General features: G+C 72.2%; 20 protein-coding genes. 3 read left to right on the top strand and 17 right to left on the bottom strand.

Annotated elements, in window-relative coordinates; genetic code table 11:
* Nucleotides 1-126: 126 nt before the first annotated feature.
* A complete protein-coding gene (locus EDD30_RS25485) occupies nt 127-927 on the bottom strand; it encodes a hypothetical protein (RefSeq protein WP_143162980.1) in 801 nt (266 codons plus the stop codon).
* A gap of 112 nt (nt 928-1039) precedes the next feature.
* Here EDD30_RS25485 and EDD30_RS25480 point away from each other — a divergent pair, with 112 nt between their 5' ends.
* Together EDD30_RS25480 and EDD30_RS25475 are read left to right on the top strand one after the other, a co-directional pair.
* Nucleotides 1040-1333 carry a 4a-hydroxytetrahydrobiopterin dehydratase gene (locus tag EDD30_RS25480; protein WP_071808706.1) on the top strand — a complete coding sequence of 98 codons (294 nt, stop codon included), beginning with the start codon at nt 1040-1042 and terminating at the stop codon, nt 1331-1333.
* Between the two features lie 353 nt (nt 1334-1686).
* Complete coding sequence (locus EDD30_RS25475; RefSeq protein ID WP_071808718.1) at nt 1687-2829, top strand: FHA domain-containing protein; 1143 nt, start codon at nt 1687-1689, stop codon at nt 2827-2829.
* Between the two features lie 49 nt (nt 2830-2878).
* Here EDD30_RS25475 and rocD read toward each other — a convergent pair whose 3' ends face one another.
* From rocD to EDD30_RS25435, 8 genes are all read right to left on the bottom strand, one after another.
* Nucleotides 2879-4072, bottom strand: coding sequence for an ornithine--oxo-acid transaminase (gene rocD, locus EDD30_RS25470; protein WP_071808719.1), 1194 nt, complete (start codon nt 4070-4072; stop codon nt 2879-2881).
* 11 nt (nt 4073-4083) lie between these two features.
* Complete coding sequence (gene ddaH / locus EDD30_RS25465) at nt 4084-4887, bottom strand: dimethylargininase (RefSeq protein WP_071808707.1); 804 nt, start codon at nt 4885-4887, stop codon at nt 4084-4086.
* A 302-nt stretch (nt 4888-5189) separates the two neighbouring features.
* The gene (locus tag EDD30_RS25460) at nt 5190-5753 is read right to left on the bottom strand and encodes a hypothetical protein (protein WP_071808708.1); all 564 of its coding nucleotides are present in this window, start codon (nt 5751-5753) and stop codon (nt 5190-5192) included.
* 109 nt (nt 5754-5862) lie between these two features.
* A complete protein-coding gene (locus EDD30_RS25455; RefSeq protein WP_071808709.1) occupies nt 5863-6471 on the bottom strand; it encodes an ATP-dependent Clp protease proteolytic subunit in 609 nt (202 codons plus the stop codon).
* A 118-nt stretch (nt 6472-6589) separates the two neighbouring features.
* Nucleotides 6590-7654, bottom strand: coding sequence for a 1-acyl-sn-glycerol-3-phosphate acyltransferase (locus tag EDD30_RS25450; RefSeq protein ID WP_071808720.1), 1065 nt, complete (start codon nt 7652-7654; stop codon nt 6590-6592).
* Nucleotides 7651-8502: a patatin-like phospholipase family protein gene (locus EDD30_RS25445; protein WP_071808710.1), complete on the bottom strand. Its 852-nt coding sequence runs from the start codon at nt 8500-8502 to the stop codon at nt 7651-7653. Before EDD30_RS25445 ends, EDD30_RS25450 begins: the two co-directional genes overlap by 4 nt.
* A gap of 45 nt (nt 8503-8547) precedes the next feature.
* A complete protein-coding gene (locus EDD30_RS25440; RefSeq protein WP_071808711.1) occupies nt 8548-9939 on the bottom strand; it encodes a glycosyl hydrolase family 18 protein in 1392 nt (463 codons plus the stop codon).
* A gap of 52 nt (nt 9940-9991) precedes the next feature.
* Entirely contained in the window at nt 9992-10651 is a 660-nt protein-coding gene (locus tag EDD30_RS25435) for a TetR/AcrR family transcriptional regulator (RefSeq protein ID WP_071808712.1), read from the bottom strand.
* Nucleotides 10652-10713: 62 nt separating this feature from the next.
* Between EDD30_RS25435 and EDD30_RS25430 the strand changes: the two genes are divergently transcribed.
* Nucleotides 10714-12744, top strand: coding sequence for an acyl-CoA dehydrogenase family protein (locus EDD30_RS25430; RefSeq protein ID WP_071808721.1), 2031 nt, complete (start codon nt 10714-10716; stop codon nt 12742-12744).
* A 1-nt stretch (nt 12745) separates the two neighbouring features.
* Here EDD30_RS25430 and EDD30_RS25425 read toward each other — a convergent pair whose 3' ends face one another.
* The 8 genes from EDD30_RS25425 to EDD30_RS25390 form a co-directional block, all read right to left on the bottom strand.
* Entirely contained in the window at nt 12746-13561 is an 816-nt protein-coding gene (locus EDD30_RS25425; RefSeq protein ID WP_071808713.1) for a hypothetical protein, read from the bottom strand.
* A gap of 51 nt (nt 13562-13612) precedes the next feature.
* Nucleotides 13613-13828, bottom strand: coding sequence for a hypothetical protein (locus tag EDD30_RS25420; protein WP_071808714.1), 216 nt, complete (start codon nt 13826-13828; stop codon nt 13613-13615).
* Nucleotides 13829-13831: 3 nt separating this feature from the next.
* On the bottom strand, nt 13832-17065 hold the full coding sequence (locus EDD30_RS25415; RefSeq protein ID WP_211353758.1) for a cyclic nucleotide-binding protein: 3234 nt from the start codon (nt 17063-17065) through the stop codon (nt 13832-13834).
* A gap of 215 nt (nt 17066-17280) precedes the next feature.
* Nucleotides 17281-18891, bottom strand: a complete 1611-nt coding sequence (locus EDD30_RS25410) for a trypsin-like peptidase domain-containing protein (protein ID WP_071807943.1) — start codon at nt 18889-18891, stop codon at nt 17281-17283.
* Between the two features lie 80 nt (nt 18892-18971).
* Nucleotides 18972-20528, bottom strand: a complete 1557-nt coding sequence (locus tag EDD30_RS25405; protein ID WP_084556937.1) for a sensor histidine kinase — start codon at nt 20526-20528, stop codon at nt 18972-18974.
* Between the two features lie 7 nt (nt 20529-20535).
* A complete protein-coding gene (locus EDD30_RS25400; RefSeq protein WP_071807942.1) occupies nt 20536-21252 on the bottom strand; it encodes a response regulator transcription factor in 717 nt (238 codons plus the stop codon).
* A 67-nt stretch (nt 21253-21319) separates the two neighbouring features.
* On the bottom strand, nt 21320-22087 hold the full coding sequence (locus EDD30_RS25395; RefSeq protein ID WP_071807941.1) for a lysophospholipid acyltransferase family protein: 768 nt from the start codon (nt 22085-22087) through the stop codon (nt 21320-21322).
* Nucleotides 22084-22848, bottom strand: a complete 765-nt coding sequence (locus EDD30_RS25390) for a GNAT family N-acetyltransferase (protein ID WP_071807940.1) — start codon at nt 22846-22848, stop codon at nt 22084-22086. The genes EDD30_RS25395 and EDD30_RS25390 overlap by 4 nt, the downstream gene beginning before the upstream one ends.
* Between the last annotated feature and the right edge of the window lie 35 nt (nt 22849-22883).

The raw sequence follows: 22883 nt of genomic DNA, 5'->3' as shown, positions 1-22883 counted from the left end.
AAACGGCTCCTCCACCAGACACGCACCACCGGAGAAAGTCCGATGGCCGGGCGGGGATCGTCCCCACCCGGCCATCGGTCATCGCTCACCCGAGAACCGTCACCCGGCCCTCAGTCATCGCTCATGTCAGGCGTTGAGGATTCCGGAGAGCTGGCTCGGCATCTCCTGCACCTCGGACGCCGGCGGGGCCTCGACCGAGACCGGGGTGCCGAAGTCGTGGTAGGTGGTCTTCATCTTGCCGGCGCCCGCACCGAGGCTGCTCATGTCGAGGGTCAGCTCGACGAGGCGGCCCTCACCGTCCTTCTTGGCCGTGAACGGGATCTTGGTCAGCTTGTCGCCCAGCCCCGCGGCGCCCTTCTTGAAGCGCGGGGACTTCGACAGGTCGAGGGTGCCCTTGAAGCCCGTGTCGCCGACGCGCTCGACCTGGGTGAGGGACGAGATCATCGCCTGGGTGCCCGCCGGGTCGTCGCCGTTCGGGCTGAGGTTGAAGTTGCTGCCCTCGCTCAGCTTGCTGGCGTCGAGGTGCATCCAGGCCTTGCCGCCGCCCTTGCCGCCGAGCATCGCGCCCAGGGAGCCGGCGAGCTTCAGGTAGAGGTCGTCCTTGATCATGCGCATCTCGATCTTGTCGCCGCCGAGGGCGGTCATCGACATCGAGACCTGGGTGAGTCGCGCCTTCGTGTCCGCCACGCCGGTCATGGTCATCTGACCGGACATGTCCAGGTCGAACTTCATGCTCTGGTCGGCGAGCTTCTTGGCGGCGGCGGCGAGGTCGGCCGCGGGGTCGAGCTTCGAGGCCGCCTGCGGAGCCTCGGCGCTCGCGCCCGCCGCGCCGGTCGGCGTCTTGGCGGTGTCCTCGGGGCCGCAGCCGGTCAGGCCGAGCGCCACGCCCATCGCGACAACCGCGATGACCAGACGTCGATTTCTCATTGGGTGTCCCTCCCCGTCAAGCCTCATGTCGGCGCCCACCGTAGCCGAAACGTGCGACATTCTCGGCCCCGGCCAGCACCGACCGGGTGCGCCCGACGACTAAGCTCAGGGAATGGGTGACCTGCTCGACGCCGATTCGGTACGCAACGCCGTGGCCGTCCTCGACGGGTGGGAGGGCAGCACGGACGCGATCGTCCGCACCGTGGGCCTGCGCAGCTTCCCCGCCGCGATCGCGGTCGTGGACCGGGTGGCGAAGCTGGCCGAGGAGATGGACCACCACCCCGACATCGACATCCGCTGGCGCACGCTGACGTTCCGCTGCAGCACCCACTCGGTCGGCGGCGTGACGACCCGGGACATCGCCCTGGCCAACCGCATCGACCGCATCCTCGCCGACGCCTCGTAAGACGAAGCCGACGCCTCGTAAGACGAAGCCGACGCCTCGTAAGACGAACCGGCGCTTCCTCACAGGCCTCGCAGGGCCCCGGAGAAAGACCGAGCGCCGCCAGGAAGCAGCCGAGAGCGACGAGCACGGCCATCCAGAGGGCGGGAACGACGAGACGCTGGCGGGCCGGCAGCAGACGGCGGTGCGGTGAGGTCGGCGCGTGTCCCGCACCGCTGCCCGGCCACCCGGCAACCGCCTCAGGGAGCGCCTTCCCGCCACGAACCGGCACGGACCACACCACCCTGATTCGCCGATGCCTGCTTTCAGACGGCATGATGGCCGGGCAGCCGCACGCGTACTCATCGGGAGGCCACGTGAGATTCGAGGTCAGCAAGGTCCTCGATGCCATCGAGGCGCGCCTCACCACCGATCCCGCCCTCGCGCGGGCCGTCGTCGATCTTTCCGAGATCGTCCGCTATGCCGATCTCGACGGCGGCCGTCCGGCCAGCATGTTGCGGCTGGGACTGGTCATCGACGCGCTCGGCCGGCATGTCGCCGAGGAGAACGTCCCGGTGTACGCGGTGGTGCCCCGCGGCCTGCTCTCCGATGCCGATCTCACCTCGAACGAGCGCATGGTGGTACGCCGCTGGGCCGACGACGGCGTGGTCGAGGTCGTGCCGCAGGTCGACGACCGGGTGTTCGAGGTCGCCGAGCTACTGGGGCTGCCCGTGCTCACGCGGGGCCGGGCCGAGCAGTTCCGGGATCGCCGCCCCTGGGTCTCCGAGCCCGGGCGCCTGCTCGCCGCCGTGCCCGGCGCGGGCGGTCCGGTGCTGGTGGCGCGGGTAGGGCGGGGTGACGTGCCGGCCGTCGCAGAGCCTTCTCCGATGGGGCGCAAGCTGCTTTCCCGCGTCTGGGGCTGCCCCGAGACCTGCACCGCGTACGGCTCGGGCGGCGACCCGGACAGCCCGTTCGCCGACATGCGCACGACGACGAGCCCGGTCTCGCAGCCGCCGCCGGCGTTGCGGTCCGGCGTGCCGACCTGCCCGCGGCACGGTGCCCGGTTGCGCGACGCGGGTCCGCGCCCGGCCGTCGAGGTGCTTTCCGTACGCATCGACGGCGTCGTCCGCCGGCGCTTCGTGGTCTCGACCGAGAACCCGGTGGTCGTGGGCCGGGCGCCCGAGGGCGGCGGGGTGATGCTGGGCCAGTGGCTGAGCGACGACGCCAGGAAATGGATCAGCCGTGGGCATGTGCGCCTGGCGCTGCGCAGCGGCGAGCTGAGCGCCCAGGACGTCAGCACCAACGGAACGGGCATCCGCCCGAACGGCTCGTTCGACGACGACCAGCGGATCACGCTGAACCGCGACGAGACGCGCGCGCTGGGCCCTACCGACGTGGTGGAGCTCTACGCGAACGTGTACGTGGGCCGCGCCAAGCTGTGGAGCTCCGGTGGGGTGACCCAGCCGCACTCGGTCATGGCCGAGGCACCCACCATGGCGATCCGCAAGTTCGAACGGTAGGCGACGGGAAGAGCGGCGGCCGATCAGGCCGCCGCCCCACCGCCCCCTCTCACAGGATCGCGGCCAGCTGAGCCAGCGCGTGGTCGAGATCCGCTTCGGTCACCGTCAGCGGCGGCGCGAGCCGGATCGTCGAACCGTGGGTGTCCTTGGCGAGCACGCCGCGGGCCGCGAGCTTCTCCGAGACCTGGCGGCCGGTCATCCGCTCCGAGTCGATGTCGACGCCGGCCCACAGGCCACGCCCGCGTACGGCCAGCACGCCGCGCCCGACCAGGGCGTTCAGCCCCTCGTGCAGCTTCGCCCCGAGCTCGGCGGAGCGCTGCTGGAACTCGCCCGTCTCCAGGAGCTTGACCACCGCGGTGCCGACCGCGCAGGCGAGCGGGTTGCCACCGAACGTGGAGCCGTGCTCGCCGGGCTTGAGCACGCCGAGCACGTCCTTGTTCGCCGCGACCGCGGAGACGGGCACGATGCCGCCGCCGAGCGCCTTGCCGAGCAGGTACATGTCCGGAACAACGCCCTCGTGCTCGATCGCGAAGGTCTTGCCCGTACGCCCGAGGCCGGACTGGATCTCGTCGGCGATGAACAGCACGTTGTTGTCGGTGCACAGCTGCCGGACGCCGGCGAGGTAGCCGGCGGGCGGGACCAGCACGCCGGCCTCGCCCTGGATGGGCTCGAGCAGCACGGCGACCGTGTTAGGGGTGATGGCGGCGGCGATCGCGTCGCTGTCGCCGTACGGAACGATCGTGAAGCCCGGGGTGTACGGCCCGAAGTCGTTGCGCGCGTCCGGGTCCGTGGAGAAGCTGATGATCGTCGTGGTGCGGCCGTGGAAATTGTCCGCCGCGACGATGATCTCGGCCTGCCCGTCCGGCACGCCCTTGACCTGGTAGCCCCACTTGCGCGCGACCTTGATGCCGGTCTCCACGGCCTCGGCGCCGGTGTTCATCGGCAGCACGAGCTCCTTGCCGCACAGGTCGGCGAGGCGGTGGCAGAACTCCGCGAACTGGTCGTGCACGAACGCGCGGCTGGTCAGCGTGAGCCGGTCGAGCTGCGCGTGGGCGGCGGCGACGAGGCCGGGGTGGCGGTGCCCGAAGTTCAGCGCCGAATATCCGGAGAGGAAGTCCAGGTAGCGCTTGCCGTCGACGTCGGTGACCCAGGCGCCCTCGGCGTCGGCGATCACCACCGGCAGCGGGTGGTAGTTGTGCGCCGTCCAGCGCTCGGCGTCCGCGAGCGCTCCGGGCGTACGCATGTCCAGGTCAGTCACGATCGAACCTCCAGGGTGCAGCACTTCGGTCCGCCGCCGGCCTTGCGCAGCTCGCTCACGTCGACTCCCACGGTCTGGTAGCCGGCGGCCTGCAGGGCCGCCGTCAGCGCGGTGGCCTGGACCGGCAGGACCACGGTACGGCCGTCGCTGACCGCGTTGAGGCCCAGCACCTCGGCGTCGGCCTGGGTGGCGATGACCGCGTTCGGGAACAGGCGGCGGAGCACGGCCTGCGATCCCGGCGAGAACGCGGACGGCAGGTAAGCGACGTTACGCTCATCGAGCACGCAAAGTGCTGTGTCGAGGTGGTAAAACGCCGGGTCGACGAGCTGGAGGGTGATCACCGGGCGGCCGAAGACCTCCTGTGTCTGCGCGTGCGCGGCGTGCGCCGTGCGGAAGCCGGTGCCCGCGAGCAGCACGTCGCCGGCGAGCAGAATGTCGCCTTCGCCCTCGTTGGTGTGCTTCGAGTCGAAGACCTCGAACCCGGCGTTGGCGAACCACGCCTTGTAGGCGGGCGCCTCGTCGGCGCGCTCGGCGTCCCGGAACTGCACGGCGAGCACCTTGCCGTCCACGACGGTGGCACCGTTGGCGGCGAACACCATGTCGGGCAGGCCGGGCAGCGGGTCGATCAACTCGACGGTGTGGCCCAGGTCGAGGAACGTCTGCCGCAGATTCTCCCACTGACTCACGGCCAGAGCGTTGTCGTACGGGGCCGTCGGGTCCATCCACGGATTGATCCGGTACGTGACGGCGAAGTGGGTAGGCCGGCACATCAGGTATCGGCGCGGGGCAGCAGTCGTCATGCCGGAAACGCTATGCGCGAAGTGCCTGCGTACGCCCCCGACCAGTCTTGCGCACCGCGGCGAATCGTTGCGTGATCAGCTTCGGCGGCGACGATTCGTTGCACGCGCGTCGGGGGCGGCGCACCGCCGCCCCCGCACAAACGTTGCAGTCGCACGCCGAACCCTCGGCGGTGGCCGCCGGTCGGTGTGGTCCCGCACTTTCCGGCGCACCGCCGGATGATTCGGGGCGGGACGGCTGATGGCCGTCCCGGTTCCGAGGGGTCACCGGCGGCGCATCGCCGCCGGTGAATGTCGGATACCCGTCACATGCGGTTCACAAACTGTGAGTCGAGCCACTGGCGCAGATCACCGGCCGGCTGCATGTCCGTGCCCAGCCAGGAGAGGGATCCGGTGAGGGCCAGGATGCCGACGACGATCGCGAACAGCGCCAGCACCATGCCGATCAGCGCGTCGGTCTTGCCTGCCACGTGCCGCCTGCCCGTGGCCCGGACGCCGGCGATCGACAGCACCAGGGCCAGACCGGCGACGCCGATGCCGTAGCCGAGCAGGGAGCCCGAGAGCACCAGCAGGGCACCGGCCACCCCGGTGATCAGCGCAAGCGTGGCGAGCAGGCTCGACCGGGGCTTGGGACCGGGTGCGACCGGCGCACCCGCGGGGCGGGCGTCACGCTCGACGGGCATGCGGTCGGTGCGGGCCCGGTCGGCGGTAGCGCGGTCGGGGGTCGCGCGTCCGGTCGCGGGCGGAGCGGTTCCGGCGCCGGGATCGGTGGGGTCGGGGTCGGTGGTGCCGGGGCGCGCGGCCACGGCCGGGCGCTCGACGGTGTCGGTGGTGGTGTGGGACTGCCGGGAGAACGTCGGGATCCTCACGTCAGCACCTCCTTCGAACCTTCGGGGATTGGGCACCGCTATACCCCGAGGGCCGCGAAGGCACACCGAGCGGGCGCGCGGTCACCCGCACGCCCGCTCGCAGCGTTGCTCAGACCAGCGCGGACGTCGCCGTGACGTCGGCCGCCTTGGTGATCACGTGGTCGACGATGCCGTAGTCCTTCGCCTCCCGGGCGGTGAACCAGCGGTCCCGGTCGGAGTCGATGTTGATCTCCTCAGGGGTGTGGCCGGTGTGGAAGGCGATCCGCTCGTTCATCACCTTCTTGATGTGCAGCATGCTCTCGGCCTGGATGGCGATGTCGGCCGCGGTGCCGCCGATGCCGCCGGAGAGCTGGTGCATCATCACCCGGGCGTGGGGCAGCGCATACCGCTTGCCGGGCGTGCCGGCGCAGAGCAGGAACTGTCCCATGGAGGCGGCCATGCCCATGGCGATCGTCGCCACGTCGTTCTTGATGTACTGCATCGTGTCGTACACGGCCATGCCGGCGCTGATCGAGCCGCCCGGCGAGTTGATGTAGAGGGCGATGTCCTTCTCGCTGTCGGCCGAGGCGAGCAGCAGCATCTGGGCGCAGATGCGGTTGGTCACCTCGTCGTTGACCTCGCTGCCGAGGAAGATGATCCGCTCCCGGAGCAGCCGCTCGAAGACCTGGTCGTCAAAGGATGCGCCACCCGATCGCATCACGAAGTCGTCAACACTCATGGACCCACCCTCTCGCACGAGCCGGACGGGTGCGGCACCCACCCGGCATCAGACGTCTCCTACCTTTCCCGGTAACGAGGGCCGCGCCCAGCGATTCCCCTGAGGGCGAAAGGCGAAATCAGCCGGACGTGGCGGACGTCCGCCGGGCCGTCCAGTCCGTACTCAGCGGGAGCGGGCGGGGCCCGTGCTCGTCGATCCACGCGTCGATGCGGGCCCACCAGTCGTACAGCCAGGCGATCCGCTCGGCCTCGCCCACCGGAATCTCCTCCGGGGGCACGCTCCAGAAGCGCATCACGAGCTGCTTGTCCATGGGCAGTTCGCGCCACACGTCCGTCACGGTCAGCATCTTGTCCAGGCCGGTGTGGGCCACGAAGATCACGCCCGCATCCGGGGCGGCGTCGATCGCCGAGAGCAGGCCGCCCGGTTTCGGGGGGAGAACGTTGCGCAGGTTTTCGGCGCGTACCGCCATGTCCACGAGGCCGCGGTCGCGGAGCCGGGCGATGGCGCGTACCCGGCGCCGCGGGGTGAAGTTGCCGCCCTCGGGGAAGATGACGAACGCGTCGTTGTGGTCCAGGCCGTCCGCCAGCGCGCCGACGGCCTTCTCGAGGTCGCCGACGCCGGGGCGGCCCGGGCTGATGAACCGGTTGGGCAGGCGGTTCAGCAGGACGTCCACGGCCGGGTCCCACTGCAGGGCGGCCTTGAGGACGATGCGCGGCTCCCGCTCGAACCAGTTGACCAGGGCGTGGATGAGGATGAACGAGTCACCCGGGCCCGCGTGCCGGCTGACCACGATCTCCGGGCGGCCCGGCATTCCCGTGTCGGGATCGGTGCCCACCACGTCGATGCTCAGATGCAGCGACCACTTGGCCACCCAGAACAGCGCCTGGAGGAACTTACCGGTCAGCACGTAGTGGGCCCGTTGGAAGGCGGGCGTACGGATCCTCCAGCCGCACCCGGACGCCACCCAGAGCACCGCAAGGCTGACCAGCGCCGCCGCGTCCCAGGCGAGGTAGACGATCGCCAGGAAGGCGAGGCGGGGCAGCCGCAGGTGACCGCGGGCGAACGGGGACGCCGCCAGGGCGATGAGGAGCCACACCGGCAGCGTGGTCAGCAGCACGGCCGCGAGGACCACCACCAGCGGCGCGATGACCAGCCGGCGAACCCAGGTCGGCGGCAGCATCAGGCGCCGTCGCTCGGTGCCGGAAGGACGTTCGCGGCGAGATAGCGCCGGGTGGCCGTGTAGGCGCGGCTGATCCGGCGCCCGGCGGCGGCCATGTCGCGGTACGCCCACGGGGTATCGTCGCGGCTTTCGCCGCCTCCGGTCGGCAGGACGTGCACACTGACATCGTCGGGCAGCGATGCAAGCTCGCGGGCGAACCGGTGGCGGCGGGCGATCTCGAAGGCCACCTGGGCCACCTCCCACGGCCGCCGCGGTACGGACAGCGGCCGCTCGATGCGCCCGACCTGGAGCACGAAGATCAGCTTGGCGCCGACGCGCACCGCTTCCCCGATCGGGATCGAGTTGACGATGCCGCCGTCGACGAAGTGCTCGCCGGCGATCTCCATCGGAGGCAGCAGCCCCGGCACGGAGGACGAGGCGAGCACCGCGTCGACGAGCGGCCCGCTGTCGAACCAGTGTTCGGCGGCCCGTTCGATGCTCGCCGCGCAGCACCGGAAGGGCACCTTGAGATCGGCGAAGGTCGCGTGCTCGCCCACCTCGGCGCCGAGCAGGCGGCGCAGGGGCAGGGGCGAGTGCAGGTGCGTCCGTGCCGCGAACCGCCGGAGCTGGCGAGCGAGCGAGTCGCCGTACACCTCGGCGGCCTCCGGTGATGCCCAGAGCCGGACCAGGCGGTCGGTGACCGCTTCGGTGGGATCGGCGGCGACGAGCGCTCCGTTGACGGCGCCGATCGACGTGCCCACGACCACGTCGGGCCGGTGACCGGCGCGGAAGAGCGCCCGCAGCATGCCGACCTGGACGGCGCCGAGGACTCCGCCCCCGCCCAGCACGAACGCGACCGGCCCCTGCACCATGACTCACATCGTTCCATGGCCGGGGCCGGCCGTCGGCGTCGCGGTTCAGCCCAGGCCGTTGAGGAACGGCTCGTGCGCATTGCGGAACTCCCAGCCGTAGTACTTGTCCCAGTTGATCGACCAGGTCATGAGGCCGCGGAAGCCCGGGTTGGTGCCGCTGCGGACCGCGTACCCTCCGCAGTTCGTACCCTTGACCAGGCACGTCACCGCCTGCTGGACGCCCGCCGGCGCCACGTACCCGTTGCCGGCGCTGACCGACGACGGGGCGCCGAAGGCGACCTGGTCCTCGCGCAGGGCCGGGAAGACGTTGGCCTGGTTGCCCGCGACCGGGAAGCCCGCGAGCAGCATGTCCGTCATCGCGATGTGGAAATCGGCCCCGCCCATGGTGTGGTACTGGCCGTCGAGGCCCATGATCGGACCGCTGTTGTAGTCCTGCACGTGCAGCACCGTCAGGTCGTTGCGCATCGCGTGGATGACCGGCAGATACGAGCCCGCCCGCGGATCCTGACCGCCCCACGGCCCCGAGCCGTAGTACTGGTGGCCGAGTTGGACGAAGAACGTCTCCGGCGCCATGGTCAGCACGAAGGCCGCGCCGTACCGGGCCTTGAGCGACTTGAGGGCCGCGATGAGGTTGACCACGACCGGGGTCGTCGGGTTCTTGAAGTCGGTGTCACCGGTGTTCAGCGACAGCGAGTGGCCCTCGAAGTCGATGTCGACCCCGTCCAGGCCGTAGCGGTCGATGATGGCGCTCACCGAGCGCACGAACGCGTCGCGGGCCGCCGTGGTGGTGAGCTGCACCTGGCCGTTGGCACCGCCGATCGAGAGCAGCACCTTCTTGCCCGCCGCGCGCTTGGCCCGGATGGCGTCGCGGAACTCCGCCTCGCTCTCCACGCCGGGGCACTCGGTCGCCGGACAGAGGGTGAAGCGGATGTCGCCGGAGGTGGCCGAGGTCGGCTCGCCGAACGCCAGGTTGATGATGTCCCAGTCGGCCGGCACGTCGGCCATCCGCAGATATCCGGACCCGTTGGCGAAGCTGGCGTGCAGGTAACCGATGAGGGCGTGCCTGGGCAGAACACTCGGCGGACTCGTGGTCGGCGGAGTCGTGGGTGGAGTCGTCGGGGGTGTGGTCGGCGGGGTCGTGGGAGGCGTGGTGGGAGGCGTGGTGGGCGGGGTCGGCGGGGTCGTGCCGCCACAGGCTCCGTTGTCGGCCCAGACGTCCCACTGACCACTGTGGGTCGCCGGGCTCTCGTTCTGGGTCCACCACTTGGCCGTGAAGTTGTGGCCGGACTGCGAAGTGGTCATGTCCTTCGTGTAAACCGCGCTCGCGCTCCAGGCGGGCGCGCAAGCGGCGGCGGCGCTGGCGGACGAGGCGAGGGGGACGGCGAAACCGGAGGCCGCGAGCAGGACGGACGCGGCGAGGAGCGGGGATCGGCGCATGGGGGATGGCCTCCACGTCGGTATATCGACAGTTGGCCAATTATTAGGACTGTTAACTGAAGTTGTCCAGAGCCGGCGCAAGTTCGGCGTACGGGTCGAGCGGACGCCCGATCCGCTCCAGCATGTCGGCCAGCACCAGCCACACCTGCGCCGCGAGCCATTCGTTCAGGGACTCGACGCCTTCGTCGTCGCGATGGTCCAGCCACCAGAGGACACCGGCGTCGACCATGCCGATGACGCTCGCGACCACGTGATCCGGCGGGCGCGCGTCGTATCCGGCGGCGCGCAGGTAGGTCACCGCGGCGTCGGTGAGCTCGGGAACGGCCCTGGCGGGCCCCAACCGGACCCGGAACCGGTAGAGGTGGGGATGGTCGACCGCCCAGCCCAGCACCCGGCCGATGACGCCGCGGATCACCTCGGGCGGCGTGCCGCGCGCCGTCAGGGAGGGGCGGATCCAGGCGCTGAGCAGCCGGCCGGCGCGGCGGGCGACCTCCTCATCGAGATCGTCCTTCCCGGTGAAGTGCCGGTAGACGTGGGGGCGCGGCAATCCGGCGCGGTCGGCCACCGCGCCCAGGCCCGCGTCGCAGCCGAGCTCCTCGATGGCGCGCACGGCCGCGTCGACGATCTCCTGACGCCGCCGGGCCCGCACGTCTCCCGCTTGCGCCTGGCGGCGTGCCGCGATCGTGTCGCGCTTCACCGCCGCCTCGCCCATCCGGCAACTCTAACCGGTACAACCTGTACCCGAATCTGGGTACAGGTTGTACCGTGACCACCATGTCCCGTTCTCACGCCGGCCCCGTCGACCCCGCTCGCCTGCGGGAGGTGCTCGACGGCCGTTGGGCGCACATCCGGAAATCCGCACGCGAGCGCATCGACGACAAGTTCCTCCCGGTCTACGGCGAGAGCGGCGAACAGGCCCGCGACCGGGTCAGCCGGCTGCTCAGGGAGCTTCCGACCGATCTCGGCGTCACGGCGGCCTTTCCCGTCGAGTACGGCGGCGCCGCCGATCCCGGCGCGACGATGGTCGGCGGGGAGATGCTCGCCCACCTCGACCTGTCGCTGATGGTCAAGGCGGGCGTGCAGTGGGGCCTGTTCGGCGGCGCGGTAGTAGCCCTGGGCACCCGCCGCCACCACGACGCCTACCTGCGCGACATCATCTCGGCGAACCTGATGGGCTGCTTCGCCATGACGGAGACCGGCCACGGCTCCGACGTCCAGCAGTTGCGCACCACGTGCACGTACGACCCCGACACACAGACGTTCGACCTGCACACCCCGCACCCGGCGGCCCGCAAGGACTACATCGGCAACGCGGCCCGCGACGGCCGGATGGCGGTGGTCTTCGCCCAGCTCGTCACCCACGGCCGCAGCCACGGCGTACACGCCTGGCTGGTGCCGATCCGCGACGACGACGGCGCCGCGATGCCCGGCGTGACCATCGGCGACGCCGGCCCCAAGGCGGGTCTGCTCGGTGTGGACAACGGCCGGTTGACCTTCGACCACGTGACGGTCCCCCGGGAGATGCTGCTGGACCGGTACGGCCAGGTCGCCCCGGACGGCGCCTACACCAGCCCGATCCCGGGCGACACCCGCCGCTTCTTCACCATGCTGGGCACCCTGGTCCGCGGCCGGGTCGCCGTCGGCGGCGCGGCGTCGTCGGCCGCCAAGAGCGCCCTGACGATCGCCGTCCGCTACGGCGATGCCCGCCGCCAGTTCGCCGAGCCCGGCGCGGAGCGCGAGATCGTCCTCAACGACTACCTGGCGCACCAGCGCAAGCTCCTGCCGGCGCTGGCCACCACCTACGCCCTGCACTTCGCACAGGAGGAGCTGGTCAGCGCGCTGCACGACGCGCAGACCGCCACCGGCCCGGTCGACGAGCACCGGCAGCGGGAGCTCGAGTCCCGGGCGGCCGGCCTCAAGGCCGCGCACACCTGGCATGCCACCCGGACCATCCAGGCCTGCCGCGAGGCCTGCGGCGGCGCGGGCTACCTGGCGGAGAACCGGTTACCCGCGCTCAAGGCCGACACTGACGTCTTCACCACCTTCGAGGGCGACAACACCGTCCTGCTGCAGCTCGTCGCCAAGGGCCTGCTCACCGGATACCGGGACGCGTTCGGCTCGCTCGACGGCTGGGGGCGGGCGACGTTCGTCGCCGAGCAGGTGCGCGAGGTGGTGCTGGAGCGTACGGCGGCCCGGTCGCTGATCCAGCGGCTGGTGAGCGCCGTGCCGGGGCGGGACGAGGAGGTCGCGCTCGGCGACCGCGGCTGGCACCTCAGGATGTTCGAGGACCGGGAGCGGCACCTGCTGGAAAGCGCGATCCGGCGGTTGCGCGCAGGCTCGGCCACCAAGAAGGACCGTCCGTTCGACATCTTCAACGACGTGCAGGACCACGTACTGAAGACCGCCACCGCGCACATCGACCGGGTGGCGCTGGAGGCGCTGGTCGCGGGCATCGAGCGCACCACCGACCCGGCCGCGAGGCGGCTGCTGTCCCGGGTCTGCGACCTGTACGCGCTGAGCACCATCGAGTCCGACAAGGGCTGGTTCCTCGAGCACGGACGCCTCACCCCGGCCCGGTCCAAGGCCATCACCGCGATGGTCAACGACCTGCTCAAGGAGCTGCGCCCGGCCATGGTCACGCTGGTCGACGCGTTCGGCATCCCCGACGAGTGGCTGAACTGCGCGATACTCCGCGAGGAGCCGGGCCGCCAGGAGGCGATGGCCGCGCACGACGCCGAGCTGCGTGCCACGGCCCGGGCCTCGCAGGACGTCCTGACCGGCCCGGAGGTGCTGCCCGCCCAGTGAGCTAGCGGCGGACGGAGCGATCCAGCCAGCCGTCGCCGTCGTCGTCGTACATGCGTTCCTCGAACTTGCCGTCGTGGTCGTTGTCGTAGTCGGCGTAGTCCACGATGCGGTCGAGGTCCTTGTCGACGCCGATGAAGTCGGTCTTCCCGTCGCCGTTCAGGTCGACCAGGACCTCCGCGCCCCCGCCGCGGTGACCGCGGTAGGTCGCCTCGTCGATCCGGCCGTCGCCGTCCGCGTCGACCCGGTTGACGTACCCCTTCGGCGCTCGCAGTTCCTCGGCCTGCGCCCGGCCGTGCGGGGCGTCACCGAAGCCCGAGACGGCAGACGGGCCGGCGTCGAGGCCGGGCGCGGACCCGAGGCCCGACTGCGCCGGCACGCCACCGCCGGTCCCCCAGGCACCCGGCGCGGCGCCGAATCCCTCGGTCGCCGGCTGCCCGGCGACCCCGTGCGCGACCTGGCCGGCCGCCGCGCCGAAGGCCGACCACGGGTCGGCACTGCCGGTGCCCGGACCGATCCCGGCCGCGCCGTCGGCGGGCACCGCCACGGGCTGCGGGCCGGACTGCGACCCGACATTGTCGGTGAGCGCGCCGATGCCGCCGAAGGAGCCGAAGAGCCCGAAGGTGCTGGACTTGCTGACCCGGTCCTCGACCGCGGCCTGCGAGGCCCCCGGATCGGCCGCGACCTGCTGGTGCAGGAGCTCGACCTCACCGGAATCCAGGGTGTAACCGGCCAGCGCGCCGCCCGGATCGCGGGCGAGCTGGGCTTGGAAGGCCGGGTCGGTGAGCAACCGCTCCAGCACGGCGTCGAAATCGCTCATGTGCTCAAGTTAGGCGGTGGAGTCCAGCCCGGCCATCCCTCGGTCAGGCCATCAGTCCAGCTCGGGCATGGCGACCGGCTGGGGCCGGGGGTGGCAGGTGCCGCACTGCACGGCGTCCTCCACCACCAGCGCCTCGGCCCGGTCCCGGCTGGCCGAGCGGCTGACCTGCAGCAGGTACGGACCGAAGCGGGCGTGGTCCTCGCACACGCCGCGCCCGCAGAACCGGCAACTGCCACGCGCCGCCTTGGCGCAGAAGAAACAGAGCACGGTTCATCCAATCACGGGTGGGGGCAGTTCGATCACAGGTGGGGGCAGGTCGATCACGGGTGGGGGCGGCGGCTCGGACGGAGGCTCCTGAGGCCGCGTCGGCGGATCTTGCGGCGGCGACGGCGGCGTCGCAGGCTCCGACGGCGGATCCTGCGGCCGCGACGGCGGCGTCTGAGGATTCGACGGCGGGTCCTCGGGCTCCGTGGACGGCCGGCTGGGCCCCGTTCCGGGCGGCGGCGGCCTCAGCGTGGGCCGCGTCGTCGGATCCGCGGTCGCCGGCGGCTGGTTCGGCCCGCCCGGCGGCACCGGAACGGTCGGCGGCAGCGGCACGGTCGTCGCCTCCGTGGGCGGGGTCGCGCTCGGCGACGGCGACGGCACCTCGGACGGCGTCTCGGAGGGCTCATCGTCGGGCGTCTGGCTGGGCGATCCGGCCGGAGGCGGCACGGGTACGCCGTCGCCACAGCTCAGCGACGTCGTGGCGGCCATCTCCGGGGTACCCGCGATGTAGACCCGGCCGGTGGCGACGCTGACCGCGTCCGGGCCGACCGCGAACCACGCCGCGCCGTTGTTGGTGACGTCACCGGCGCCCGGACGCGCCACGGTCAGGCTGAGCGGCTCGTACGCCCCGCTGGTGCTGCCGGTGTCGGCGAGCACCCGACCGGCCTGGACGCTGAGCCCGCCGTGCGGCACCCGTCGGCGCCCGGCGTCGGTGACGAGCGTGCCGACCTCGACCTGCGTGCCCGGGCAGAGCAGGCTCGCCGAGCCGCCCTGGAAGGTCAGCCGTCCGGCAGCCTTGACCGGCACCTCGATGCGCGTGCCCCGGGCGACGTAGCGGCGGTCGCCCGCGGCGAGGCGCACCGGCCGGCCGTCGATCGTGGCGGTCACCGTGCCCCGGTCGGAGCTGAGCAGCACCCGGTCGGTCGGCATCTCGGCCCAGGCCGGCCCGGGCAGGAGGTTCATCGCCGTCATCAGGAGCGAGAGCAGGAGCAGCAGCAGGACCAGCCACCACAGGCGCCGCTCGAAGCGGCGGTCCACATCGGGGTCCTCGGTGCCATCCGGCGGCCCGGGCGGTGCCGCGAGCGGCGGGTAGACCCCGGCGGAGTGCACGCCGGTGGCGGCCCCGGCTCGGCCCGTCTCCGGCCCGGCCAGGCGGGTCGGCGCGCCGACCAGCGGCGGAAGGTCGGCGGCGTCGGGGACGATCCACAGGCGGGCGGGCGTCCGCGTCTGCGCGACCTCGCCCGGGCTGCCGTCCCCGACCGGCCCGATGAGCGTGCCGCGGCGCAGCTCGACCCCGTCCGGCATGGCGATCACGCCGGACTCGACGACGACCGCGTGGGTCGGGCCGGGCAGGACGACCGGCGCACCGGGCTCGAGATCGACGGGGTGCGCCGAGGCGATCAGCGCGAGGCGCTCGTCCCCGGCCAGCCCGGCGAGGGCCGGCGTGTCGGCGAAGAGCGCCTCGGCCTCGGCGCGGTCGGCCGGCGGCGGTCCCGGCAGCGGTCCGACCACGCTCGCGACGGCCGCCGAGGGAACGGAGAGCAGCGTGGTGCCGGCGGTGTGCCAATCCAGCGCCGAGGCCCGGCCGGTGAGCGCGGTGGCCAGGCCGACGACGCCGCCGGCGCCGACGTGGTGGCGGATCGTGCCGCCGGGGTCGCCCGGCCTGCGGGCCTGCATCGCACCGTCGACGACGACGTACACGGAGTGCTGCGCGCCGCCCGCCAGGACCATCGGGGTGCCCGACGGTGGGCGCACCCAGTGGGCCTGCACGGCGAGCTCGGTCAGCGCCTGGGTGCTCAGGCCGGCCAGGTCGGAGTTGCGCAGGGCGGCCAGCCGCCGCGGAGCGTCGGCCTCGCGCTCCTTCTCGCTCGCCCGCAGGCGCGCCCGGCGCCACCAGCGGGCCAGCGCGGAGACGCCCAGATGGACCAGCGGGGCGCAGAGTCCCACCACGACGAGGATGAGCAGCGTCTTGCCGCCGAGGCCGCTGTGCCACAAACCGGTGACGAGGCCCGCCACCCGATCGGCCCAGATCCGGTAGGCGAGGTTGACCGCGACAGCCAGCCACAGCACCGCGAGGATGCCGTAGAGCGCGACGAGGCGGCCCTCCCGGTCCAGTCCACTCCACGCCGGCGGGCGCCCGCGCAGCCGACTGGACACCCAGGCGAGACCCCGGCCGCGCAGGTTGGGGATCTCCAGCCAGTCCATCAGCAGGTAGTAGCCGTCCAGCGCCAGGAGCGGGTTGAGGTTGAACAGCGCGTTCAGATACCAGGCGAAGGCCAGCTTGAAGGCGAGCGGGGCCAGGGCGGGAACGGCGAGCCCGACGAGCTGCAGGGAGCCGGCCAGGACGAGTCCGGTCGCGGGGCCGGCCGCGGTGACCAGCATGCGCGAGCGCCGCCCGGCCATCCACACGTCGGTGGTGTCCACGAACACCGACGGGATGCCGAAGAAGACCAGGAAACCGGCGGCGGGCACCTCCCGCCCGGCGTGCTTGGTCGCCAGGGCGTGCCCGAGCTCGTGACTGGCCAGGGCGAGCACGTTGAGCAGCAGCAGGACGACCGCGCCGAGCAGGTACGACCCGCCGGTCAGGAACACCGCCTGGCTCCCGCGCCACCACGTGGCCACGAACAGCGCGAGGCCGGCCACGGCCAGCACCGCCATCGCGATCGCGGCCGCCCGGGTGAAGAGCAACCGGCCGCCGCCGCGATAGACCGCGGTGATGACCCGGTCGATGTCGACGACGAGCATCCGACGGCCGCGCGCGGCGGCGAGCAGGCTGCTGCCGACCCGCTTGGGCAGCGGCTTGCGGTCGAGCTCCTGCAGCGGGCGGAAGGCGTCCACCGGCAGCTCGTCGAGCATCCGGTTGCCGGCCAGGTCGGCGACGACGCGGCGGACCTGGTCGGGCGCGAGCCGCCCGGCGATACGGGCGAACTCGGCGACCAGGCGGGCCACCGTGTGCGTGCCGTTCATGAGTTGCGCGAGTTGCCACTCTTCCGGGGTAAGCCGTAAGTAGCAGGCGCGGCCGGCCTGATCGGGCGAGCGCAGCATCACGTACGTGCTGCCGCGCACGCTGGTCAGCTCCGCGCACTCGATCCCCGCGCGCAGCACGGGCTTGGCGCGAGCCGGGTTGATCCGGTCGACGACGGCGTGCCAGAGCCCGGGATCGGCGGGACCGAGCGGCTCACCCGGCGCACGCCCGGCCAGGGCTTCCCAGACGCTCATCCGGGTCTCGACGTAGGTCACTCAGGTCGGCCTTCCACTTCGCTATGGCGAATGGAGAGTAGGCGGTTCGCCGGGCCGAACGCGAGCCCCCGATTTGCCGCTCGTCGCCCGATAGCGCACAGAGTGGACATGAAAGGTGCGGTGGGTGGTCGTGACCAACCCCCTTGGTCACGACCACCCACCGCCTGGGGAGGTGGTGCCGCCCGATGGCCCGGACGGCACCGCGTGGCTGTGGGTCAGGAGGCCTCGGCCAGCGTGGCGTTGACCTTCTGCTCCTGTCCGTTGCGGGTGAAGGTGATGGAGACGGTGTCGCCGACCTTGCCGGCCTGGATGATGGCCACCAGGTCGTCGGAGTCGTTGATCGCCTTGCCGTTCACCGACTTGATGACGTCGCCCCGCTCGATCCCGGCCTTGGCCGCCGCGCTGTTCGGGCTCACCAGGCCGACCAGGGCGCCGCCGCCCTCGGCCGGGTTGACGCTGACACCCAGCGCCGGGTGGCTCACCTTCTCGCCCTTCATCAGGGCCGCGGCGACGGTCTTCACCTTGTCGCTCGGGATGGCGAAGCCCAGGCCGATGCTGCCGGATCCGGCGCCCGAGGTCGCGATGGCCGAGTTGATGCCGATGACGTGCCCGTTGGTGTTCACCAGCGCGCCGCCCGAGTTGCCCGGGTTGATCGGGGCGTCGGTCTGCAGCAGGCCGGACATCGACGTCGCGCCCGACTGCTGCTGTTGCCCGCCGAACGGGTTCTGGGGCGCCTGGTCCTCGTTGCCGCCGGCCCGGATGGTGCGGTCCTTGGCGCTGATGATGCCCTCGGTGACCGACCCCTCCAGGCCCAGCGGGCTGCCCAGCGCGAGCACGGTGTCGCCCACCTGCATGTCGGCGCTGGAGCCGAGCGTGGCGGGCTTGAGGCCGTCGACGCCCTCGACCTTGACCACGGCGAGGTCCGTACGCGGGTCGGTGCCGGTGACCTTGCCGTCCGCCTGCGTGCCGTCCGCGAAGATGACCGTGACCGCGCCGCCCTGCGCCGTGGCGACCACGTGGTTGTTGGTGACGATGAAGCCCTCGCCGTTGAGGACGACGCCGGAACCCTCACCGTTCTGCGTCTTGATCGAGACGACGCTGTCCTTCACCGCGGCGACGATCTGCGCGAGCGAGGACCGGTCGACGACCCGGGTGACCGAGGCGTTGCTGCTCTGCACGGTGGCCGTGCCGTTGCCGTCGTCCAGGGCGAGCGCCGCGGCGGCACCGACACCGCCCGCGCCGAGGGCGATCACCACGGCGGCGGCACCGGCGGCGAGGATCCGGCGGCTGCGACCGGCGCGCGCCGGGTCACGCGGCGGCTCGGTGCCGACCGCGGTCGCCCAGATCGGCGCGCCCGAGCCGGGCTGCCACGTCCCCTCGGCCCCGGGCTGAGGCTGGCCGGACTGAGGCTGGCCGGGATGCGGCTGGCCGGGATGCGGCTGGCCGGGATGCGGCTGGCCGGGATGCGGCTGGCCGGGATGCGGGTGGCCGAACGCCGGCTGCCCGGGCTGCGGCGGGTACTGCTGGCCAGGATGTGGCTGGCCGTACGGCGCCCCGGCCTGCCACGGCGAGCCGGTCCACTGCTGCGCCACGCCCGGGTGGGTCACTCCGGGGTGCGGCGGTGCCGGCGGCGCAGGCGGGGCGGAGTGGGGCTGGGGCTGGGGCTGCAAGGACGCCAGCGGGTTCAGCGCGGGCTGCTGAACCGTCGTGTCGGACTCTCCCCGCTCCGGGCTGCTGCCTGCGGGGGAGGCGTCCGCGGGCCGGTGCGACGGCTCCTCGGGCGAGGTGCTCTCGTGCCGCTGCGGGTTGGTCTCGTGCTCGTTCATACGGACAACATTGCCCTGGAGCGCTCCGACAGACCTGTGCTGGCCCTGAAGGTTTTCTGTGAATGACGAAGCCGGAAAAATCAGGACTCGTCGGGAACGAGAGCGGGCAGCGACACCCGGAACGTGGCACCCTGACCGGGTTCGCTGATGACCTCCACGGTGCCGCGGTGTGCCCGGACGATCGCCGCCACGATGGCCAGGCCGAGGCCCGTGCCGGTGGCGTCCCGGTCGGTGCGCCGGGTCCTCGCCTCGTCCGCCCGGTAGAACCGCTCGAAGACGTGTTCGCGCTGCTCAGGCTTGAGTCCGGGGCCGGTGTCGGCGATCTCGATCACGACCTGGTCGCCCGGCGCGCTCATCAGCGACAGCTTCACGGAGGCGTCCGGCGGCGTGTGCACGAGGGCGTTGGTCATGAGGTTGCCGATCACCTGCCGCAGCCGCGCGTCGTCCCCGTACGCGATCAGCCGCTCCGGCTCGTCGCGCACGTCGAGCTCGATCGTCCGGTCGGGCGCGGTGGCCTGCGCGGCCTGCACGGCGTCCAGCGCGAGCACAGGAAGCTCCACCGGGGCGAGGGTGACCGGCCGCTCCCGGTCCAGCCGGGCGAGCAGCAGCAGGTCCTCCACGAGCAGGCCCATTCGGGCGGCCTCGTCCTCGATCCGGCGCAGGATGCGGGCCGTGTCCTCAGGGGCGGCCACCGCGCCCTGGCGGTAGAGCTCGGCGAACCCGCGGATGGACGTCAGCGGCGTCCGCAGCTCGTGCGAGGCGTCCGCGATGAACTGCCGCATCTTCGACTCGGACCGCACCGCCCGCGCCTCGGAGGCACGGGCGGCCTCGGCGGCGTCCCGGGCCTGCGACTCCGCGGCCCGGGCGGCGGTCTCGGAGAGCGCCCGGGCGGTGAAGGCCGCCTCGATCTGAGCGAGCATCGCGTTCAGCGCGCGGGACAGCCGGCCCAGCTCGGTCTGCGGCTCCCCCTCGTCGGGCTCGGGATCGGGCACCCGCTGGGTGAGGTCCCCGGCCGCGATGGCCGCGGCGGTGCGCTCGATCTGCAGCAGCGGGATCAGGCTCTGCCGCACGATGGCGGCGCCGATCGCGGCCAGGGCGAAGAGGACCCCGGCCCCGACGAGCACGTCCACCCAGATGAGGCGGGAGATCGCGTCGTCGATCCCGACCAACCGCTGCCCGACGTGCTGCACCGAGCCGTCCACGTAGGTGATCAGCATTCGCCAGTGGACCTCGCCGTTCGCCGAGCTGACGGTGAACGGCTCGTCGACGCGCCGGTTGACCTCGTCGATCCCCTTCACCAGGGGAGGAAGCTCCGCCGGCTGGAGCGACGGATCGTACCTCTCCCGCCGCTGGCTGCCGACCCCGTCGACGGTGGTCAGGTTGTAGTAGTAGTCGGCGGGAAGGATGATGACTTCGTTGTCGTCCAGCCTGTCGATGGTCTCGGTGAACCGCATGAGCTGCGCGTCCAGCCGGCCGATCATGTAACTGTGCAGCGCGTAGGTCGAGGCGGCGCTGATGAGGGTCAGCGCGGCGAAGACCAGCACGAGCACGGACGCGACCAGCTTGGTGCGCAGGGGCACCCGGCGGAGCCCGGTCTGCAGCGGGACGTGACTGCGGACCCGGTCGGTGAGGGTCACCGGTGGCTCAGGCCGCGGGTTTGCGCAGGACGTACCCGACGCCGCGGAGCGTGTGGATCAGGCGCGGCTGCACGTTGTCCACCTTGCGCCGCAGATACGAGATGTACGACTCCACGATGTTGTCGTCGCCCCGGAAGTCGTACTTCCACACGTGGTCGAGGATCTGCGCCTTGGAAAGCACCCGGTTGGCGTTGAGCATCAGGTAACGCAGCAGCTTGAACTCCGTCGGCGAGAGCTGCACGCGCTGGCCCGCGCGGTAGACCTCGTGCGTCTCCTCGTCGAGCTCGAGGTCGGCGAAGACCAGGCGCGAGGGCTCCTCGTCGCCGGAGTTCGTGCGGCGCAGCACGGCCCGGATGCGCGCCGTCAGCTCCTCCAGGCTGAACGGCTTGGTCACGTAGTCGTCGCCGCCCAGGGTGAGGCCGCGGATCTTGTCGTCGGTGCCGTCGCGGGCGGTCAGGAACACGACCGGCGTGCGGGCGCCACCCTCGCGCATGAGCCGGATGACCTCGAAGCCGTCGAGGTCGGGCAGCATCACGTCCAGGACGACGAGGTCGGGGGTGGCGCTCTTGGCCGCGCTCACCGCGGCGCTGCCGCTGGTCGCGGTGCTGACGTCGAACCCGGCGAAGCGCAGGCTGGCGGAGAGCAGCTCGAGGATGTTGGCGTCGTCCTCGACGACGAGAAGCTTCGCCTCGCTCTGCTTCCCCTGGGTCTGTGTAGCGGCCATGGGCACCATCTTCACGCAGATCGCTGCGCCGGCGCTGCACGCCGCCTGAAAGTTTTCTGTGAGACCGCTATGCGGCAAGGTCGAAGGTCGTGGCCCGGATTCCGGCGGAGGCCTGCGCCGCCCGGGCCAGGGAACGCCGGTCGGCACCCGGCTCGGGACGCAACGCCGGGGCGCCGACGAGGGTCACGGTCAGTCCCCGCAGGGCCGCGACGCGGCGTACCGATGCCCACAGCGTGTCGTCGCCGATGAAGGACGCCGACGGGGACCCGTACCGGATGGAGATCGGGACCACGGCGGCGCGCGCGTCGACCGCGGCCTGGAACACCGCGGGCCGGAAGCGGCCGCCCTCGGCGCCGCAGAACGTCGTGCCCTCGGGGAAGACCGCGACCGAGCGACCGGCCCGCAGCGCCGCGGTGACCTCCGCGACGGTCGCCGGCAGGCGCCTCGGCCGGGCCCGGTCGACGAAGATCGCGCCGGCCGCCCGGGCGAGCACGCCCACCGCTGGCCAGGTGCCGACCTCGCGCTTGGCGACCAGCGTGACCGGCGCCACGGCCAGCAACGCCAGCACGTCCAGCCAGGAGACGTGATTGGCGACGAGCAGACTGCCCGCCCGGGGCACGGGGCCGCGCCACACCAGCCGCACCCCCAGAGCCGCGAGCAGGCCGCGGGCCACGCTCCGGACCGCGCCGCCGCGCAGCAGCGGCACCAGGATCAATCCCCCGATGAGTACGGCGGCAGCGGCACCCAACCGCACCACCGTGGCGACCCCGCTCACGGCGTCGTCCCCGCCCGGCCGGCACCGCGGCCCGCACGACGACACCGGCTGCCAGGTCATCGCGTCGCTCCCAGGAAGTGCCGCCGGTAGCGGGGGTCCATCCGATCCATCGAGAACAGCACGTAGAAGTCGGCACAGTCGAAGTCCGGGTCGTACGCGGGCTCGCCGCACACCCAGCTCCCCAGCCGCAGGTAGCCCTTGAGCAGCGGTGGCGGCTGCACCCGGGCGTCGCCCTCGAGCGTGGTCTCCGCAAGCCAGCCCCGGCGCGGCTGCACCCGCAGCGCCGGCGGGGACAGGTGCTTGTCGCGTACCCGGGCCCAGACCCCGGCGGCGGTGTGACCGCCGTCGGCGAGCGGCACCGAGGCGCAGCCGCCCAGCCAGCGCAGGTTGTGCAGGTGCAGGTAGCGGGCGATGCCGGCCCACATGAGGTTGACCACCGCGCCGGAGCGGTGGTCGGGGTGCACGCAGGACCGGCCGGTCTCCGCGAGTTGGTCGCGCAGCGGGCTCAGGCCGCTCATCACGAATTCGCCGTCGCCGTAGCGGCGCCCGGCGCGCTCGGCGGCCCTCGGCGTCATCATCCGGTAGGTGCCGACCACGTCGCCGGTCGCGTCGTCGCGCACGATCAGGTGGTCGCAGAACTCGTCGAACTCGTCGCAGTCCCGCCCGTCGGGGGTGGCGCCGCGCAGGGTGGCGCCGAGCTCGGTGGCGAAGACGTCGTGGCGCAGGCGCTGCGCGGCCGCGACCTGGGTGGCGTCGTCGGCGATGAGGAGCGAATAGCCGCTGGTCCCGGTGGGGGCGGCGGCGGTCATCAGTACCGTCATGAGACTTGTGTAGGGCTCGCGATTGCCGGGGGCGT

It is taken from the genome of Couchioplanes caeruleus (assembly GCF_003751945.1).
Classification (GTDB): domain Bacteria; phylum Actinomycetota; class Actinomycetes; order Mycobacteriales; family Micromonosporaceae; genus Actinoplanes; species Actinoplanes caeruleus.
This window is presented reverse-complemented; position numbering and strand designations above follow the sequence as displayed.